Consider the following 16,404-nt stretch of genomic DNA (forward strand, 5'->3'; position numbering starts at 1 on the left):
GGTGGGCTGCGCCGGGTGAGGGCGTTTCGACTCGCGGCTGCGCCGCTCGCTCAACGACCGGGGGTGCGGCGGTGCCGGGTGAGGGCGTTTCGACTCGCGGCTGCGCCGCTCGCTCAACGACCGGGTGGGCTGCGCCGCTCGATCAACGACCGGGGGCGGGCTGTGCCGCTCGCCCCCGGTCGTTGAGCGAGCGCAGCGAGTCGAAACGCGGTGTCAGAGCTCGAGTCCCACCGCGGCGGAGCAGCGTGCGAGCTCGTCCGCATCGAGCATGAGGTCGGCTGCGCGCGCCGAGTCGACGATGGATGCCGCGCGTCGCGCCCCCGGAATCGGGACCACGACGGGGCTCAGCGACAGCTCCCATGCGAGCACCACCTGCTGAGGACTGACGCCGTGCGCCTCGCCGATCTCCCGGAAGACGCCGAACCGCTCGCCCACCGAACGCCCGCCCCCGCCGGTGCCGCCGAGCGGGCTCCACGGCAGGAAGGCGATGCCGTGCGCGTCGCAGTACCGCAGCTCGTCGAAGCTGCCCGGATGCCGCGGCGAGAACTCGTTCTGCACGCTGGTCAGGTTGCCCTCGCCGAGAACCTCCCGGGCGATCGCGATCTCCTCGACGCTCGCGTTGGAGATGCCGATCGTGCGGACGAGTCCCTCGTCCTGCAGTGCCTTCAGGTTCTGCATGATCTCGCCGTAGACCATCCAGCGGTCGGGGCGGTGGTACTGGTAGAGGTCGATGACCTCGACCCCGAGGTTGTCCAGGGAGCGCTGCACCGCCGAGCGCAGGTAGGCGAGCGAGCCGTCGCGGCCGAAGTCCTTCTCGGCCGTGCGCGTGATGCCGCCCTTCGTGCCGACGAGGATGCCGCTCGTGTCGCCGTCCCACGAGGCGAGCGCATCGCGGACGATGCGCTCGTTGTGGCCCATCTGATCCCAGGACGGCGCGTAGATGTCGGCCGTGTCGATGAAGGTGACCCCGGCATCCAGCGCCGCGTGCACCGTCGCCACGGCGTCGCCCCGGTCGGGCAGGACGTTGTCGTTGTTCATCGAGACGGGCATGGCGCCCAGCCCGATGGCGGAGACGGTGAACGGTCCGATCGTGCGCTGCTGCATGGGGTCCTTCCGGTGGGGTCCGAAGACGTGCGCTTCACACTCTGCCGCACGTCGCCGACACCGGCTCACCGTCCGCGGAACACGGGTGCGCGCCGCTGCTGGAACGCGGCGAAGCCCTCGCGGTAGTCCTCGGTCGTCGACAGGGTCGCCTGCACGCTGCTCTCGGCGTCGAGCGCATCCCAGAAGCCGAGCCGCTCGGTGCGCAGCCGCCACAGGAGCCGCTTGCTCGCGACGAAGGCGGCGGTGGGGCCGGATGCCGCGGCGATCGCCGCCTCGCGGGTGCGAGCGGTCAGCTCGTCCAGAGGCATCGACCGCGAGAAGAGACCGCCCGCGACCGCCTCGGCGCCGCTGAGGAGGCGGCCGGTGTAGACGAGGTCGAGGGTGCGGTGCGCCCCCATCCGTTCGAAGAGGAACGCGTGGCCCCCCGAGTCCAGCGCCGCACCGAGCGCGCCGAAGGGCGACCCGATCTTGGCGTCGTCGGCCACGTACACGACGTCCGTGGCGATCAGCAGGCCGAGGCCTACGCCGAGGCAGGCGCCCTGGGCCGCCGCGAAGGTGGGCGCCGGGAAGCCCGCGATCCGTCGCAGCAGGGGCGCCAGCAGGCCGTCGAGGTAGCCCGGCACGTCGTCGGTGCGCGGATCGACGCGGGAGATGTCCCGCCCCGCGCAGAAGGCTCGGCCCTCGCCCTGCAGCAGCACGGCGCGGGCGCCGTCCGCCTCCGCCCTCCGGTACGCGGCGTCGAGGGCGCGCAGCGCCTCCTCGTCGACGGCGTTGCGGACCGCCGCGTTGCGGAGGGTGATCGTCGCCAGATCGGCGGTGCCTCCGGCATCCGTCTCGATGCGCTCGAACGCGTACTCGATCACGGCTTCCCCTCACACGTCGTAGTCGACGACGACGCGCGCGGTCGTCGGGTGGGACTGGCAGGTGAGCACGTAGCCGCGCTCGATCTCCTCGGGCTCCAGCGCATAGTTCTCGCTCATCTGCACGGAACCCGAGACGAGGCGTGCACGGCAGGTGCCGCAGACCCCGCCCGCGCACGCGAAGGGCACGTCGGGGCGCACCCGCAGCGCGGCCGTCAGGATGCTCTCGTGCGCGTCGACCGGGCTGTCGACGCGCGTCGAGGTGCCGTCCAGCGTGAGGTCGATGCGGTGCACCCGCTCGTCGGGCCGCGCAGCGCGCGGCCGTCCGCCCGCCGTGCCGGGTGCCGTGGCGGGCGCCGGGGCCTCCCCGGTCGTGAAGAGCTCGAAGCGCACGCGATCCGCGTCGACGCCCAGATCGGCGAGCACGTCACGGCAGAGCTGCACGAGCGCGAACGGGCCGCAGAGGAACCACTCGTCGACCGTCTCGGGGCGGATGAGCGCGGTGAGGATGAGCCGCAGCCGCTCCTCGTCGATGCGTCCGGACAGCACCGGGGCGGCGCGCTGTTCGCGCGAGAGCACGTGGTGCACGGCGATGCGCGCGGGATAGCGGTCCTTGAGGTCGGCCAGCTCGTCGACGAACATCACGTCCGTCGACGAGCGGTTGGTGTACACGAGCGTGAACCGCGACGTCGTCGAGGCGCTCAGCACGGATGCCGCGAGGGACATGATCGGTGTGATCCCGGAGCCCGCCGCGATGCCGACCACGTGGCCGGCGGCGGCATCGGCCCGCGCCGACACGAACGTGCCCTGCGGGCTCATCACGTCGATCTCGTCGCCCGGCCGCAGCGCCGTGTGCGCCCACGTCGAGAAGCGCCCACCGGGATCGCGCTTGATGCCCACGGCGATGGCGCCGCGCACCGGCGGCCGGCAGATCGAGTACGAGCGCCGCACCTCGACGCCGTCGATCACGGTGCGCAGCGCCACGTACTGCCCGGGGGCGTAGTCGAACGCGTCGGCGAGCTCGTCGGGCACCGCGAACGTGACCTCCACGGCATCCGCCGTCAGCGCGCGCACGTCCGCCACCCGCAGACGGTGGAAGCGGGCGCGGCGGCGGGTGGGCGCGGCGGTGTCGGTGCGCACGGTCGGATCCCCCTCAGAGCGCCTTGACATGGTCGAAGGGTTCCCGGCAGGCGCGGCAGGTGAACAGCGCCGTGCACGAGGTCGCACCGAACCGCGACACCTCCTGCGTGTCGAGGGAGCCGCAGCGCGGGCAGCGCACCGCGAGGCGCACGCGGACGGGGCCGCCCGACCGCGCGAGGGAGGCCCGTCCGGAGGGCGGTGCGATGCCGGCGGCGACGAGCTTGCGCCGCGCGGCATCGCTCATCCAGTCGGTCGTCCACGCGGGCGACAGCACGGTCTCGACGCTCACCCGGTCGAATCCCGCGTGCGCGAGCGCCCGCACGATGTCGTCGCGGATCGCGTCCATCGCCGGACAGCCCGAGTAGGTGGGCGTGATCGTCACGACGACCCCGCGTTCGTCGACGCGGACGTCCCGGAGCACGCCGAGGTCGTCGATGGTGAGCACGGGCATCTCCGGGTCGCAGACGGCGGCGACCGCGGCGCGCGCCGTCTCGACCGCCGCCGCGGTCACCACGTCGCCCCCGGATGCTGTCGGGCGAGCACCTGCATCTCGGCCAGCACGAACCCCAGCGTGGGGAAGTGCCGTCCGTCGCGCCCGCCCCCGGCGGCGGGGGGAACCCCGGGGACGCTCATCTCCTCCTCGGCGAGCACGCCCGCGACCACGTCGTCGAAGCGTTCCCGCAGAGACGACGGACGCACGGCGATGCCGCCGAGGCGGTCGATGAGCGCGTCGTCGCGGAACAGCTCGTCGACGTAGGGCCACACGTCGGTCAGTCCGCGGAGCAGGCGGCGGCGCGACGTGTCGGTTCCGCCGGCGAGGCGGAGCGTCCACTGCGCGGCGTGATCGCGGTGGTAGTCCACCTCTTTGACGGCCTTGGCCGCGATCTCGGCCAGCGCCGGCTCCTCGGACGCCTGCAGGTCGGTGTAGAGCTCGAACAGGTAGACCGAGGCGATCAGCTGGCGGGCGATCGTGCGGGCGAAGTCGCCGTTGTCCTGCTCGAACAGCCACGCGCTGCGGAACTCGGGCTCACCCCGGAAGTAGGCGAGGTCGTCCTCCGACCTGCCGTCGTACGAGCCGGCGAAGCGCAGCAGCGAGCGCGCGTGGCCCAGGAGGTCGAGTGCGATGTTGGCCAGCGCGACGTCTTCCTCCAGCTCCGGGGCGTGCGCGATCCAGCGCGAGAGCTGCTGGGCCAGCACGAGCGCGTCGTCGCCCAGTCGCAGCGCGTACTCTGCGACGTCGGCCGTCGCGGCGCGGCGGCGAGTGCCCCGCAACTCCTCGTCGAGCGCGGCGCGGTCGACCTCGACCGTGCCGTGCGGGCCGTCGTCGGATGTGGGGGTCACAGGTGCGGCACCCCCTCGGATGCCGTGTAGTAGGCGGCGTGGCGGTAGTTCTTGCCCGCCGGGGACTCGAAGAAGGCGCCCTTCGCTCCCGGATCGCTCGTGGTGACGGCATCCGAGGGGACCACCCAGATCGACACGCCCTCGCCCCGTCGCGTGTACAGGTCGCGGGCGTTGCGCACCGCCAGCTCGGCGTCGGGCGCGTGCAGCGACCCGACATGCACGTGGCTCAGGCCGCGGCCCGCGCGGACGAAGACCTCCCACAGCGGCCACGTCTCGTCGGGGGAACCGCCCGGCGTCGGCATCAGGCGGCCCTGCCCGTCGCGGCGGTCCGCGCCGCCTTCTTGGCCGCGTAGGCCGCGGCCGCTTCGCGCACCCACGCACCCTCCTCGTGCGCGTCGCGCCGGTTGCGGATGCGCTCGGCGTTGAGGGGGCCGCGCCCCGCGAGCACCTCGTGGAACTCGGTCCAGTCGATCTCGCTCATGATCCAGCGCCCCTGCTCCTCGTCGAAGCGCAGGGCGGGGTCGGGAAGGGTCACCCCCAGCGCCGCGGCCTGTGGGACGAGCATCCCGACGAAGCGTTGGCGCAGCTCGTCGTTGCTGAACCGCTTGATCTTCCACGCCATCGACTGCGCGGAGTTGGGGGAGGCGTCGTCGGGTGGTCCGAACATCATCAGCGCCGGCCAGTACCAGCGGTCGACGCTCTCCTGCGCCATCGCGCGCTGCGCGGGCGTGCCCTGCATGAGGCTCAGGAGGATCTCGAACCCCTGGCGCTGATGGAACGACTCCTCCTTGCAGATGCGCACCATCGCGCGGCCGTACGGTCCGTACGACGCGCGGCACAGCGGCACCTGGTTGCAGATCGCGGCACCGTCGACGAGCCACCCGATCGCGCCCATGTCGGCCCACGACGGCGCGGGGTAGTTGAAGATCGAGGAGTACTTCGCGCGCCCGTCGATGAGCTGCCGGGTCATCTCGTCGCGCGTGATGCCGAGCGTCTGAGCCGCCGAGTAGAGGTAGAGCCCGTGCCCGGCCTCGTCCTGCACCTTCGCCATCAGGATCGCCTTGCGCTTCAGGCTCGGGGCTCGCGTGATCCAGGCCCCTTCGGGCTGCATGCCGATGATCTCGGAGTGCGCGTGCTGCGAGATCTGCCGGATGAGGGTCCTGCGGTAGGCCTCCGGCATCCAATCGCGTGGTTCGATGCGCTGATCGGCCGCGATGAGCGCATCGAACTCGCCGTGGAGCTCATCCTCGGTCGGTGCCGTCATCGTCGACTCCTTCGGCTGGACGATGGTGTCACTTTACAGACCGATCGTTCAGTAAGTCAAGATCGCCCCCGTCCGCGGGGTCGCCGGCCGGGTGGCGCCGCGTCGTCACCGAACGGCCGCGCATCTCGGCGACGGTGGTGCCGGTCTCATCGACCACCCGGACGTCGTAGAGCCCCGTGCGGCCCGTCCGTGCCCGTCGCACCGCGTGCGCCGTCAGCGTCTGCCCCGCCGTCGTGGGGTGCAGGAACGTGATGTCCGCACCCCCGGCCACGGTCACCCGCTCGTCCTCGTTGCACGCGATGGCGAAGGCGGTGTCGGCGAGGGCGAACACGATCCCCCCGTGCGTGATCGCATGGCCGTTGAGCATGTCGGGGCGGACGCTCATCGACACGACGGCGTCGCCGGGAGCGGAGCGCTCGACCATCATCCCGAGCATCGCGGAGGCCGCGTCGCGGCGCATCATCTCCTCGGCGCCGCTCACGCCGCCCACTCCTTCGCCACGAGCGTCAGCACGTCGTAGGCGGCGACGACCTCATCGCGCTGGTTGTGGATGACCGCATCCCAGCGCACCTCGCCGTAGTCGTCGGTCTCGCGCGGCGTGATCTGCTTCGCCGTGAGGGTCACGCGGATGCGGTCGCCGGGCGAGACCGGCGTGAGCAGGCGCAGGTCGTCCAGCCCGTAGTTGGCGAGCACGGGGCCCGGGTCGGGATCGACGAACAGGCCGGCCGCCCACGACACCAGCAGGTAGCCGTGGGCGACCCGGCCCGGGAAGAACGGGTTCGCCGCGGCCGCCTCCTCGTCCATGTGGGCGTAGAAGGTGTCTCCGGTCAGGTGCGCGAACGCCTCGATGTCGTCGAGGGTCACCTCGCGCGAGGGCGAGGCGATCCGGTCGCCGATGCGCAGCCGCGAGAGGGGTTTGCGGAACGGGTGGACGTCCGAGACGTCGACCTCGGCGCCGGCGTGCCACACGCCCGTCACGGCGGTCAGCATCCGCGGCGAGCCCTGCACCGCCGTGCGCTGCAGGTAGTGGTGCAGGGCGCGGATGCCGCCGAGCTCCTCGCCTCCGCCGGCGCGACCCGGCCCGCCGTGCACCAGATGCGGCACGGGGGCCCCGTGACCCGTGGATGTGCGGGCGTCGTCGCGGTCGAGGAAGAGCACGCGCCCGTTGACGTCGGCGATGCGCGTCAGCAGCGCGGCCGCGACCGCGGGATCATGCGTCGCGACGCTCGTGACGAGAGAGCCGCCGCCGCGGGCGACGAGCGCGCCCGCCTCGTCGAGGTCGCGGTAGCCGATCACGCTCGTGACCGGTCCGAACGCCTCCACCTCGTGCACCGCGGCCCCGGCATCCGCGGCGTCGAACGCGAGCACGATCGGTGCGACGAACGCCCCCTCGGCGGCGGGGGCGACGGTCCCGTCGGCGTGCACGACCGCGGGCTCGTCGACGTCGCCGAGGACCAGGCGCCCGCCGGCCTCGCGCAGCGCCGCGACCTGGCGCAGCACCTCGTCGCGCTGGTCGCGCGAGACGAGCGGTCCCATGGTCACGCCCGGACCGCGGGGGTCGCCGACGACGACGCGCTCGGCGATCCGCGCGGCCAGCGCGTCGATGAGCGCGTCCTCCCGGCCGGCCGGCACGATCGCGCGGCGGATCGCCGTGCACTTCTGGCCGGCCTTGGTCGTGAGCTCGACCAGGAGCTGGCGGACGAACGCGTCGAACTCGGGGGTGCCGGGCGCGGCATCCGGCCCCAGCACGGAGGCGTTGATCGAGTCGGTCTCGCTCGTGAACCGCACGCCCGGCCGCACCTGCGCGCGCAGGCGCGAGGCCGTCGAGGCGCTGCCCGTGAAGCTCACGGTGTCGCCCAGCTCGAGCAGGTCGAACAGCCCGGGGACCGGCCCGCTCACCAGCTGCAGCGTGCCGTCGGGGACGAGCCCGGATGCGACGAGGATGCGCACCCACGCCTCCGCGAGGTAGGCGGTCGGCGTCGCGGGCTTCACGATCGTCGGCATGCCGGCGAGGAACGCGGGGGCGAACTTCTCCAGGGCGCCCCACACGGGGAAGTTGAACGCGTTGATCTGCACGGCGACCCCGGGCAGGCGCGTGAGCACGTGCCGGCCGAGGAACGAGCCGTCCGCCGACAGCGTCTCGACGGGGCCGTCGAGCACCACCCGCGCATTCGGCAGCTCGCGGCGGCCCTTGGAGCCGTAGGTGAACAGCACGCCGATGCCGCCGTCGACGTCGGCCGCCGCGTCGCGCGCCGTGGCGCCCGCGCGCGCCGAGAGTGCGTACAGCTCGTCCTTGCGCGCCGTCAGCGCGATCGCGAACTGCTTCAGCAGGAGGGCGCGCTGGTGGAAGGTCAGGGCACCGAGCGTGCGCTGTCCGACGCTGCGGGCGTGGGCGACGGCCCCGGCCAGGTCGATGCCGACCGTGCCGACGCGGCACACCTCGGCGCCCGTCGAGGAATCGCGCACCGTCGCCGTCTCGCTGTCGTCGGTCGGCGACCACCAGCCGTCGCGCACGTAGCTGGGCAGGATCTCGGTCATCGGGCATCGCTCCATTCGTAGAATCCGCGGCCGGTCTTTCGGCCGAGGTTGCCCTCGGCGACCAGCCGCCGCAGCAGGGCCGGGGGCGTGAACCGCGGGCCGAATGCCGCCTCGAGCTCCTCGGCGATGCCGAGCCGCACGTCGAGGCCGACGATGTCGGTCGTGCGCAGCGGACCCATCGGATGCCGGTAGCCGAGCTCCATCGCCGCGTCGATGTCGGCGGCGTCGGCCACCCCCTCCTCGAGCATGCGGATGGCCTCCAGCCCCAGGGCGACGCCGAGGCGGCTCGAGGCGAAGCCTGGACTGTCGCGCACCACCACGGGCGTCTTGCCGAGAGCGCGCGTCCAGCCGCGGGCGCGCTCGACGAGCCCCGGTGTCGTCGCCGTCCCCGCGACGACCTCGACGAGCGACGACGCGGGCACCGGGTTGAAGAAGTGCAGGCCCAGGAAACGCTCCGGCCGCGTCACCGCGGTCGCGAGCGCGTCGATCGAGATCGACGACGTGTTCGATGCGATCGCGGATGCCGCGCCCACGACCGCGGCGATGCGCGCCAGCGCCGCAGTCTTGACGGCGCGGTCTTCGGGCACCGCCTCCACCACGAGGTCGGCGCCGTCGAACGCGGCCGGGTCGAGGCCGACGCGCACGCGTGCCTCGAGCGCGGACAGCGGCGCCGTCGCGGAGCCGCGCGCCGTCGACTCCGCGAGCATCCGACCGATGCGGCCGCGCGCGGCCTCCGCGCTCACCTCGTCCCGCTCGACGACGGCGACCCGGCTGCCGGCCAGCACGAAGGCGTGCGCGATCCCGGCGCCCATCCGTCCACCGCCCAGCACGCCCACGCGGGCGGGGGCCGTGGCCTCGGCATCCCGCGCGCTCACCGGCGCGGCTCCGTCCGGTGGGCGCGGTCGCGACGCCGCTCGAGGAACGCGGTCATGCGTGCCGCCTTCTCGGGGCTGTCGAACAGCTCCGCCTGCAGCTCGAGCTCGATCGCGGGGTGTGCCTCGATCGGCGCGCTGAGCGCCTGTTTGGTCAGCTGTGTCGCGCGTGCGCCGTTGGCGGCGATGCGGTCGACGATCGCGTGCGCCGCCGCCAGCAGTTCCGCCCGCTCATGCAGAGCGCTCACGAGTCCCCACGCGAGGGCGGTCTCGCCGTCGATCATCCGACCGGTCAGCAGGAGGTCGCTCGCGCGTGCGTGCCCCACGATCTCGGGCAGGCGCCAGGTCGCGCCGGCGGCGGCGATGATGCCGAGCCCCGTCTCGGGGTTGCCGAACCGTGCCCCCGGCGTGGCGATGCGCACGTCGGCCGCGTAGGCGAGCTCCGCGCCCCCGCCGAGCGCGTAGCCGTCGATCGCGGCGACGACGGGCATCGGCAGCGCGCGGATCCGGCGGAACAGCGTGGCGTTGATGCCGCGGCGGGCATCGGCTGAGGTGCGCTCGCGCAGCTGCGCGATGTCGGCGCCCGAGGCGAACACGCCGCCCGCGCCGGTGAGCAGGAGCGTCTTCGGCTGCGCTTCGAGCAGGGCGCACAGGGTGTGCAGCTCGTCGACCATCGCCTGGTCGATCGCGTTGAGCGTCGCCGGTCGGTCGAGGATCGCCACCACCCGGTCGGGGCGCTCCTCGATGCGCACGCTCGGCTCGGTCATCGGGTGCTCGCCCCGTCGGCGACGCGCTCGACGATCATCGCGGTGCCCTGGCCGACGCCGACGCACATCGTGGCGAGCCCGTAGCGGGACCGCTCCCGCTCGAGCCGTCCCAGCAGGGTGACGACCAGGCGCGCGCCGCTCGATCCCAGCGGATGTCCGAGGGCGATCGCGCCGCCGTCCGCGTTCACCGACTCCGGGCGCAGCCCGAGGCGGCGGATCACGGCCAGTGACTGCGCGGCGAAGGCCTCGTTGAGCTCGACGGCTCCCATGTCGGACACGTCCAGGCCCGCCCGGCGGAGGGCCTTCTCGGATGCCGGGACGGGCCCGAGGCCCATGATCTCGGGCGCCAGCGCCGCCGCCGCGTGCGCCACGATCCGCGCCCGCGGCCGCAGACCGTGACGGGCGACCGCGTCGGCGCTGGCCACCACGATGGCGGCGGCACCGTCGTTGAGCGCGCTGGAGTTTCCCGCGGTGACCACCGCGCCGCCGGTCACGACCGGGCGCAGGGCCGCCAGCGCCTCCGCGGAGGTGTCCCGGCGCGGTCCCTCGTCGGTGTCGACGGCGCCGCCGCGGGTGGGCACCGGCACGATCTCGTCGCGGAATCGTCCCGCGTCGATCGCCGCGATCGCGAGCCGGTGGCTGCGGAGCGCGAACGCGTCGGCATCCGCGCGGGTGATCCCCTCGAGCCGGGCCACCTCCTCCGCCGTCTCGGGCATCGACAGGGTGGCCTTCTCGCGCCGCGCGAGGGCGGGGTTCACGAACCGCCAGCCGATCGAGGTGTCGTACGTCTCGCCGGGCGCGGCCCACGGCCGCGACGGCTTGGCCTGCACCCAGGGCGCGCGGGTCATGGACTCCACGCCGCCGGCGACGATCACGTCGGCCTCGCCGGCGCGGACGGCGTTGGCGGCGATCGCGATGGCCGACATGCCGGAGGCGCACAGCCGGTTCACCGTCAGACCCGGGATCTCGTCGGGCAGCCCCGCGAGCAGCACCGCCATGCGGGCGACGTTCCTGTTGTCTTCGCCCGCCTGGTTCGCCGCCCCGAGCACCACCTCGTCGACCGCGTCGGCCGCGATGCCGGCGCGGTCCACGGCGGCGCGCACCACGAGGGCGGCGAGGTCGTCGGGCCGTACGTCGGCGAGGGCTCCGCCGTGACGGCCGACGGGGGTGCGGATGCCGCCGATCAGGTAGGCCTCGGACATCGTCATCCTCTCGTCCGCCCCCGTCGGCGGATCCGCTCATCGGGGTTGATTACCGAATGATCGTTCAGTAATAATGACAGAGGTCCCGACGCCGGGGCAACCCGCCGTCGCCGGATGCGGGGACGCGCGCCCCCGGACCCGATCGGCGCAGTGCCAGACTGGAGCGATGACCGTGCACGCGACCGCGCCGCAGCCGGAGACGGCCACCCCGCCGGCGGCCGCGCGCCGAGGGCGGCCGGGGTACGACCGCGCGCAGGTCGTCGAGATCGCCGTCCAGCTGTTCAACGAGCAGGGCTACGACGCCACGTCGGTCGCCGATCTCGCCGGACGGCTCGGCCTCACCAAATCGGCGCTCTACCACCACGTCGACTCCAAGGAGTCGATCCTGAGCACCGCGCTCGACGACGCGCTGACGGCGCTCGAGTCGGTGCTCGACGAGGCCGCCGCCGCGGACATGCCGCCGATGGAAGCCCTGCGCGTCGTGGTGCGCGGGGCGGTGCGGGTGCTCGCCGCCCGGCTCCCCCAGGTGACGCTCCTGCTGCGGGTGCGCGGCAACAGCGACGTCGAGCGCGCGGCGCTGGAGCGCCGCCGCCTGTTCGACCAGCGCGTCACGGCCCTCGTCGAGGACGCGCAGGCCGCCGGCGCCATCGCCGCCGACATCGACGCCGCCGTGGCGACCCGCCTCGTCTTCGGCATGGTCAACTCGCTCACCGAGTGGTACCGGCCGGGCGGTCCCCTCGACCCCGATGCGATCGCCGACGACGTGCTGCGCATCGCCTGGGACGGCCTGCAGCGACGCCCGACCGATGCGGCGGCGACGCGGTGAGCAGCCCCGCCGACCCCTCGGCGCTGCGCGCCGGTCCGTACGAGCCCTGGCGCATCGTCCCGGGTGCCCTCGATGAGAAGCTCGGCATCGTCGTCCTCGAGCAGAGCGTGGCGGCCGTGATCGCCGAGATGCCCGTGGCGGGCAACACGCAGTCGCTCGGGCGCCTGCACGGCGGGGCGAGCGCGGCGCTCGCCGAGGCGGTCGGGTCGTGGGCGGCGCTCGTCTACGCCTCCACGTTCGGCAAGGCGTGCGTCGGTGTCGACCTGAACATCACGCACCACCGCGGCGCGCGCGAGGGCGTCATCCGTGCGACGGCCACCCCGCTGCATCTGGGGCGTCGTTCGACGGCGCATCAGATCGTCGTCACGCACGAGGACGGCGCCCACCTGGCCACCGCCCGCATCACGAACTTCCTCATCGACCCCGAGTGAGCCCCGCGCCGATGCGGCGGGCGAGCGCTCTCACGCCGCGGGCAGCGTCACCCGCACGCGCGCTCCGCCGCGCGCGCCGTCCTCGATCGCGATGCGCCCGCCGTGCGCCTGAACGATGCGCCGGCAGGTCGCGAGTCCCAGCCCCAGCCCCGGCACGTCTCCCGGGTCGCCGCGTTCCATGACCTCGAACACGCGCTCGCGCAGCTCGGGGGCCACGCCCGGTCCGTTGTCGTCGACCGTGATCGTCCACCCGGCCGGGCCCACCTGCGCGTCGAGGTCGACGAGGGGGGAGACCCCGGCGGATGCCGCGAACTTCAGCGCATTGGCGAGGAGGTTCTGCAGCAGCACGGCGAGGAGCGTCGGGTCGCAGACGATCGCGTCGTCGGGCTCGATGCGCACGGTGATCGCGGCGTCGAACGCGGCCACCGCCCGCTCCAGGTCGGCGACCACGCCCTCCACGATCACACCGAGCGCCGCGGGCTCGCGGTGGGCCTCCGCCCCGCCCACGCGCGCGTACGCCAGCAGTTCGGTGATCATCGTGCCCATGCGGGATGCCGCGGCATCCGCTCGCCCCAGCGCCCGCACCGCCCGTGAGCCGTCGCCGTCGTCCAACCCGTCGAGGGCGAGGTCGAGCTGGCCCATGAGCGCGGTGAGGGGGTTGCGCAGGTCGTGGCTGATCTGGCCGGCGAAGTGCGCGAGCTGATCGTTCGAGCGCTCCAGCTCGTGCGTGAGCCGGCGGAGCTCGAGCACCTCCACGGCCTGCCCGGCGAGGAGGTCCAGCGCGGCGCTCTGCTCCGCCGTCAGGGTGCCGGTCGTGTCGTCGAAGACGCACAGCGTGCCGATCGCGACGCCCGCGGGGGTGATGAGAGGGCTGGAGGCGTAGAAGCGCACGCGACCGCGCTCGCCGGTGACGAACGGGTTCGCCGCGAAGCGCTCGTCCGCGCGCGCGTCGCTGACGAAGACGTGCCGGGCGTCGGGCAGCACGACCGCGCACATCGAGTCCTCGCGATCGCAGATCGCCCCCTCCACCCCCGACGTGGCCACCTGGTACTGGTACCGGTCGTCGATGATGTTGACGGCCGCACCGCTCACGCGGCACAGGGTCGTCGCGAGGCGAGCCAGGCCCTCGAGGTTCGGCTCCGCCGGAGCACCGACGATGCGGTAGTCGGCGATCGCCTCGGTGCGCGCCGCGGCATCCGTGATCGGCATGGGTTCTCTCCTCCTGGCTGCGACCAGGATAACGGCGGCGTCGCGGCGGTCGGCCGCCTAGGCTGGAGGGATGGCGACCGGCGCGGTGATGCACACCTTCGATGTCCAGGTGGCGGATGTCGACCGCGGCGTCTACGAGGAGTTGTCGCTGCGCATGGCGCGGCATCCGTCCGAGACCGACGCCTTCATGGTCACCCGTCTCCTCGCGTACTGCCTCGAGTACGTGGAGGGCATCGCCTTCACCGAGGGTGTGTCGGCCACAGACGAGCCCGCCGTGCTCGTGCGCGACGCCACCGGATCGATCACCGCCTGGGTCGAGGTGGGCGCCCCCGACGCCGACCGGCTGCACCGCGGCAGCAAGCTCGCCGACCGCACCGTCGTCTACAGCCACCGCGACCCGGCGAAACTCCTGCCCCTGTGGGCGGGCAAGAAGATCCACCGCGCCGACGCCATCGTGCTGCGCACCTTCGACCCCGGGTTCGTGGATGCCGCGGCCGGCGCCGTCGAGCGGCGCAACGCCGTCACCCTCTCGGTGACCGAGGGCCAGCTGTACCTCGACGTCAACGGGACGAGCCTCTCGTCGGCGCTGCACGAGCATCCGCTCGCCTGACGGCGCGTCTCGACGCGCTGCGCCCGCTCAACGGCCGGGGGCGAGTTCGCTTGGGCTTGCCTTGCTGGCGGACCCGCAGCGGTCGGCCTACGGTGACGGTATGAGCGAGATCGACTCCTCCCACCCCGACGAGCCGCACCGCACCGGCATCGCGCAGCGACTCAACTGGCTGCGCGCCGGGGTGCTGGGCGCGAACGACGGCATCGTGTCGACGGCTGCGGTGGTGGTCGGTGTCGCCGGTGCGACGTCGGAGGTCATGCCCGTGCTGCTGGCCGGATCGGCCGCGCTCGTCGGCGGCGCGATCTCGATGGCGCTGGGCGAGTACGTCTCGGTGTCCAGCCAGCGCGACACCGAGCGCGCGCTCATCGAGAAGGAGCGCAAGGAGCTCGCCGACGATCCCGAAGCCGAGTTCGTCGAACTCGTCGGGCTGTACCGGGCGCAGGGTCTGAGCGAGGAGACGGCGACGCGCGTCGCGACCGAGCTCACCGAGCGCGATGCGCTGTCCGCGCACCTCTCGGCCGAGCTCAACATCGATCAGGACGACGTCGTCAGCCCCTGGCACGCGGCCCTCGCGTCGGCCATCGCGTTCACCGTCGGCGCCCTCCTGCCGATGGCGACGATCCTGCTGCTGCCGCACCCGGCGCGCCTCATCTGGACCTTCATCGCGGTGCTCGTCGCGCTGGCCGTCACCGGCTACCTCGCCGCCTGGCTCGGCGGGGCCAACCGCGGTCGCGCCATCATGCGCACGGTGATCGGCGGGGCGCTCGCGCTCGGGGCGACCTTCCTCGTCGGCACGCTGTTCGGCACCGCCGTCGGCTGACCCCGCCCCGCGGCATCCCCCTGACGCAACTGCAAGGCCTGTCAGCCGACACACCGGCGTGGATGCCGTGGTCACGGCGTGTCGCGCCGGATCCCTTGCAGTCCGGTCGTGCTGGGCCCGGTCGCCCGGTCGTTGAGCGAGCGCAGCGAGTCGAAACGCTCCGCCCCGCGGCATCCCCCTGACGCAACTGCAAGGCCCGTGAGGCGACACACCGGCGCGGATGCCGTGGTCACGGCGTGTTGCGTCGGATCCCTTGCAGTCCGGTCGTGCAAAGCCCTCGCCCCGTCGCGCAAAGCCCCCGCCCCCACCCCCAGCCGTTGAGCGAGCGCAGCGAGTCGAAACGTCCCGGGCCGGGCGTAGGGTGAGCCGCATGCGGACTCCGATGGCGTATCTGCGGGGGGCGCGGCATCCCGAGGCCTTCCACGGCCGCGGGGCCGGGCGGCCCTTCTTCGAGGGCTGGTACGTCAAGCTCGTCACGGCCGACCGGGCGCAGCGCTGGGCGGTGATCCCGGGGGTCTTCCGCGGCGACGGGCGCGGCGGGATGCCAGTGGACGAGGCGTTCGTCCAGGTGCTCGACGGCGTCTCGGGGAGGTCGTGGTACCACCGTTACGATCCGGCGGAGTTCTCGGCATCCGATCGGCGGTTCGAGGTGCGCGTCGGGGCGAACGTGTTCGACGCCGAGGGTGCGGTGCTCGATCTGCCGCAGCTTCGCGGGCGGATCTCGTACACGACGGCCCTCGAACCGTGGCCGGTCACCGCCCGCGAACCCGGGATCATGGGCTGGTACGGGCTCGTGCCGTTCATGGAGTGCTTCCACGGCGTCGTCTCCTTCGGGCACGGGCTCGCCGGCACGCTGGAGGTCGAGGGCGCGGAGGTCGCGTTCGACGGCGGCCGCGGCTACATCGAGAAGGACTGGGGTCAGGCGTTTCCCGCCGGCTACGTCTGGCTGGCGTCGAACCACATCGACACGGTCGACGACGCGCCGACGGATGCCTCACTCGTGGCATCCGTGGCGATCATCCCGTGGCTGCGCGGATCGTTCCGCGGGTCGATCGTGGGGCTTCGTCACAGCGGCCGGCTGCACCGCTGGACCACCTACAACCGCTCCCGCGAGCGCAGCCTGCAGATCGACGACGATCGGGTGCGCTGGAGCATGAGCGGACCCGACGGGCATCTCGAGCTCGAGGCCGAGCGCGTGCGCGGCGGTCTCCTGCACGCGCCGCTGCGCACCGCGATGCACCAGCGGGTGGAGGAGACGCTCGACGCCCGGGTGATGATCCGGCACACGGATGCCGCGGGGCGGGTGCTGCTGGAGGGCGTCGGTGCGTGCGCCGGGCTCGAGGTCTTCGGCGACACGGCCCGGCTGCTCGCCCTGCGCTGACGGCCGCGGGGAGCGCCCGGCCGGCCGGAGCGCAGCGGG

Annotated in this window: 18 protein-coding genes; 5 read left to right on the plus strand and 13 right to left on the minus strand. The window is 73.3% G+C overall.

The genetic code is table 11. The features are described from left to right. Nucleotides 1-213: 213 nt before the first annotated feature. The 12 genes from AC6CQV_RS00565 to AC6CQV_RS00620 form a co-directional block, all read right to left on the minus strand. A complete protein-coding gene (locus tag AC6CQV_RS00565) occupies nucleotides 214-1,104 on the minus strand; it encodes an aldo/keto reductase (RefSeq protein WP_498259977.1) in 891 nt (296 codons plus the stop codon). Nucleotides 1,105-1,169: 65 nt separating this feature from the next. Further along, a complete protein-coding gene (locus tag AC6CQV_RS00570) occupies nucleotides 1,170-1,967 on the minus strand; it encodes an enoyl-CoA hydratase/isomerase family protein (RefSeq protein WP_498259978.1) in 798 nt (265 codons plus the stop codon). Nucleotides 1,968-1,976: 9 nt separating this feature from the next. Then, nucleotides 1,977-3,134, minus strand: a complete 1,158-nt coding sequence (gene paaE / locus AC6CQV_RS00575; RefSeq protein ID WP_498259979.1) for a 1,2-phenylacetyl-CoA epoxidase subunit PaaE — start codon at nucleotides 3,132-3,134, stop codon at nucleotides 1,977-1,979. After that, nucleotides 3,118-3,555, minus strand: a complete 438-nt coding sequence (gene paaD / locus AC6CQV_RS00580) for a 1,2-phenylacetyl-CoA epoxidase subunit PaaD (RefSeq protein ID WP_375140960.1) — start codon at nucleotides 3,553-3,555, stop codon at nucleotides 3,118-3,120. Before paaD ends, paaE begins: the two co-directional genes overlap by 17 nt. Nucleotides 3,556-3,611: 56 nt before the next feature. Then, complete coding sequence (gene paaC / locus AC6CQV_RS00585; protein WP_060960605.1) at nucleotides 3,612-4,445, minus strand: 1,2-phenylacetyl-CoA epoxidase subunit PaaC; 834 nt, start codon at nucleotides 4,443-4,445, stop codon at nucleotides 3,612-3,614. Continuing rightward, nucleotides 4,442-4,747, minus strand: coding sequence for a 1,2-phenylacetyl-CoA epoxidase subunit PaaB (gene paaB, locus AC6CQV_RS00590; protein WP_498259980.1), 306 nt, complete (start codon nucleotides 4,745-4,747; stop codon nucleotides 4,442-4,444). Before paaB ends, paaC begins: the two co-directional genes overlap by 4 nt. Then, nucleotides 4,747-5,709, minus strand: a complete 963-nt coding sequence (gene paaA / locus AC6CQV_RS00595; RefSeq protein WP_101306947.1) for a 1,2-phenylacetyl-CoA epoxidase subunit PaaA — start codon at nucleotides 5,707-5,709, stop codon at nucleotides 4,747-4,749. The genes paaB and paaA overlap by 1 nt, the downstream gene beginning before the upstream one ends. A 28-nt stretch (nucleotides 5,710-5,737) precedes the next feature. Next, nucleotides 5,738-6,190, minus strand: coding sequence for a hydroxyphenylacetyl-CoA thioesterase PaaI (gene paaI / locus AC6CQV_RS00600; protein WP_498259981.1), 453 nt, complete (start codon nucleotides 6,188-6,190; stop codon nucleotides 5,738-5,740). Next, nucleotides 6,187-8,247 (minus strand): phenylacetic acid degradation bifunctional protein PaaZ, encoded by a 2,061-nt coding sequence (paaZ, locus tag AC6CQV_RS00605; RefSeq protein ID WP_191009126.1) that lies wholly within the window; start codon nucleotides 8,245-8,247, stop codon nucleotides 6,187-6,189. Before paaZ ends, paaI begins: the two co-directional genes overlap by 4 nt. Then, the gene (locus AC6CQV_RS00610) at nucleotides 8,244-9,122 is read right to left on the minus strand and encodes a 3-hydroxyacyl-CoA dehydrogenase family protein (protein ID WP_498259982.1); all 879 of its coding nucleotides are present in this window, start codon (nucleotides 9,120-9,122) and stop codon (nucleotides 8,244-8,246) included. The genes paaZ and AC6CQV_RS00610 overlap by 4 nt, the downstream gene beginning before the upstream one ends. After that, complete coding sequence (locus AC6CQV_RS00615; protein WP_498259983.1) at nucleotides 9,119-9,886, minus strand: enoyl-CoA hydratase/isomerase family protein; 768 nt, start codon at nucleotides 9,884-9,886, stop codon at nucleotides 9,119-9,121. Before AC6CQV_RS00615 ends, AC6CQV_RS00610 begins: the two co-directional genes overlap by 4 nt. Next, nucleotides 9,883-11,088 carry a thiolase family protein gene (locus tag AC6CQV_RS00620; protein ID WP_498259984.1) on the minus strand — a complete coding sequence of 402 codons (1,206 nt, stop codon included), beginning with the start codon at nucleotides 11,086-11,088 and terminating at the stop codon, nucleotides 9,883-9,885. Before AC6CQV_RS00620 ends, AC6CQV_RS00615 begins: the two co-directional genes overlap by 4 nt. Nucleotides 11,089-11,254: 166 nt before the next feature. On the opposite strand from AC6CQV_RS00620, the gene AC6CQV_RS00625 reads away from it, so the two are divergent. Next, nucleotides 11,255-11,914 (plus strand): TetR/AcrR family transcriptional regulator, encoded by a 660-nt coding sequence (locus tag AC6CQV_RS00625; protein ID WP_498259985.1) that lies wholly within the window; start codon nucleotides 11,255-11,257, stop codon nucleotides 11,912-11,914. Continuing rightward, nucleotides 11,911-12,345, plus strand: a complete 435-nt coding sequence (locus tag AC6CQV_RS00630; protein ID WP_223848747.1) for a PaaI family thioesterase — start codon at nucleotides 11,911-11,913, stop codon at nucleotides 12,343-12,345. The genes AC6CQV_RS00625 and AC6CQV_RS00630 overlap by 4 nt, the downstream gene beginning before the upstream one ends. A gap of 30 nt (nucleotides 12,346-12,375) precedes the next feature. Here the strand turns inward: AC6CQV_RS00630 and AC6CQV_RS00635 are convergent, their stop codons facing one another. Next, nucleotides 12,376-13,554 (minus strand): sensor histidine kinase, encoded by a 1,179-nt coding sequence (locus AC6CQV_RS00635; protein ID WP_498259986.1) that lies wholly within the window; start codon nucleotides 13,552-13,554, stop codon nucleotides 12,376-12,378. Nucleotides 13,555-13,624: 70 nt separating this feature from the next. On the opposite strand from AC6CQV_RS00635, the gene AC6CQV_RS00640 reads away from it, so the two are divergent. The 3 genes from AC6CQV_RS00640 (at nucleotide 13,625) to AC6CQV_RS00650 (ending at nucleotide 16,365) form a co-directional block, all read left to right on the plus strand. Further along, nucleotides 13,625-14,164 carry a YaeQ family protein gene (locus AC6CQV_RS00640; RefSeq protein WP_498259987.1) on the plus strand — a complete coding sequence of 180 codons (540 nt, stop codon included), beginning with the start codon at nucleotides 13,625-13,627 and terminating at the stop codon, nucleotides 14,162-14,164. A gap of 100 nt (nucleotides 14,165-14,264) precedes the next feature. Beyond that, nucleotides 14,265-14,984: a VIT1/CCC1 transporter family protein gene (locus AC6CQV_RS00645; RefSeq protein ID WP_101306939.1), complete on the plus strand. Its 720-nt coding sequence runs from the start codon at nucleotides 14,265-14,267 to the stop codon at nucleotides 14,982-14,984. Between the two features lie 370 nt (nucleotides 14,985-15,354). Continuing rightward, on the plus strand, nucleotides 15,355-16,365 hold the full coding sequence (locus tag AC6CQV_RS00650) for a tocopherol cyclase family protein (RefSeq protein WP_191009120.1): 1,011 nt from the start codon (nucleotides 15,355-15,357) through the stop codon (nucleotides 16,363-16,365). Nucleotides 16,366-16,404 lie beyond the last annotated feature (39 nt).

The sequence above is a fragment of the Microbacterium sp. EG9 genome (assembly GCF_059759475.1).

Excerpts from the sequence above, each read along its gene's own strand:
- paaB (WP_498259980.1), bottom strand. The coding sequence starts at position 4,747 with ATGCCGACGCCGGGCGGTTCCCCCGACGAGACGTGGCCGCTGTGGGAG.
- AC6CQV_RS00650 (WP_191009120.1), top strand. The coding sequence starts at position 15,355 with ATGCGGACTCCGATGGCGTATCTGCGGGGGGCGCGGCATCCCGAGGCC.
- AC6CQV_RS00640 (WP_498259987.1), top strand. The coding sequence starts at position 13,625 with ATGGCGACCGGCGCGGTGATGCACACCTTCGATGTCCAGGTGGCGGAT.
- paaD (WP_375140960.1), bottom strand. The coding sequence starts at position 3,555 with ATGCCCGTGCTCACCATCGACGACCTCGGCGTGCTCCGGGACGTCCGC.
- paaA (WP_101306947.1), bottom strand. The coding sequence starts at position 5,709 with ATGACGGCACCGACCGAGGATGAGCTCCACGGCGAGTTCGATGCGCTC.
- AC6CQV_RS00615 (WP_498259983.1), bottom strand. The coding sequence starts at position 9,886 with ATGACCGAGCCGAGCGTGCGCATCGAGGAGCGCCCCGACCGGGTGGTG.
- paaE (WP_498259979.1), bottom strand. The coding sequence starts at position 3,134 with ATGTCAAGGCGCTCTGAGGGGGATCCGACCGTGCGCACCGACACCGCC.
- AC6CQV_RS00620 (WP_498259984.1), bottom strand. The coding sequence starts at position 11,088 with ATGTCCGAGGCCTACCTGATCGGCGGCATCCGCACCCCCGTCGGCCGT.
- AC6CQV_RS00625 (WP_498259985.1), top strand. The coding sequence starts at position 11,255 with ATGACCGTGCACGCGACCGCGCCGCAGCCGGAGACGGCCACCCCGCCG.
- AC6CQV_RS00645 (WP_101306939.1), top strand. The coding sequence starts at position 14,265 with ATGAGCGAGATCGACTCCTCCCACCCCGACGAGCCGCACCGCACCGGC.
- AC6CQV_RS00635 (WP_498259986.1), bottom strand. The coding sequence starts at position 13,554 with ATGCCGATCACGGATGCCGCGGCGCGCACCGAGGCGATCGCCGACTAC.
- paaZ (WP_191009126.1), bottom strand. The coding sequence starts at position 8,247 with ATGACCGAGATCCTGCCCAGCTACGTGCGCGACGGCTGGTGGTCGCCG.
- AC6CQV_RS00565 (WP_498259977.1), bottom strand. The coding sequence starts at position 1,104 with ATGCAGCAGCGCACGATCGGACCGTTCACCGTCTCCGCCATCGGGCTG.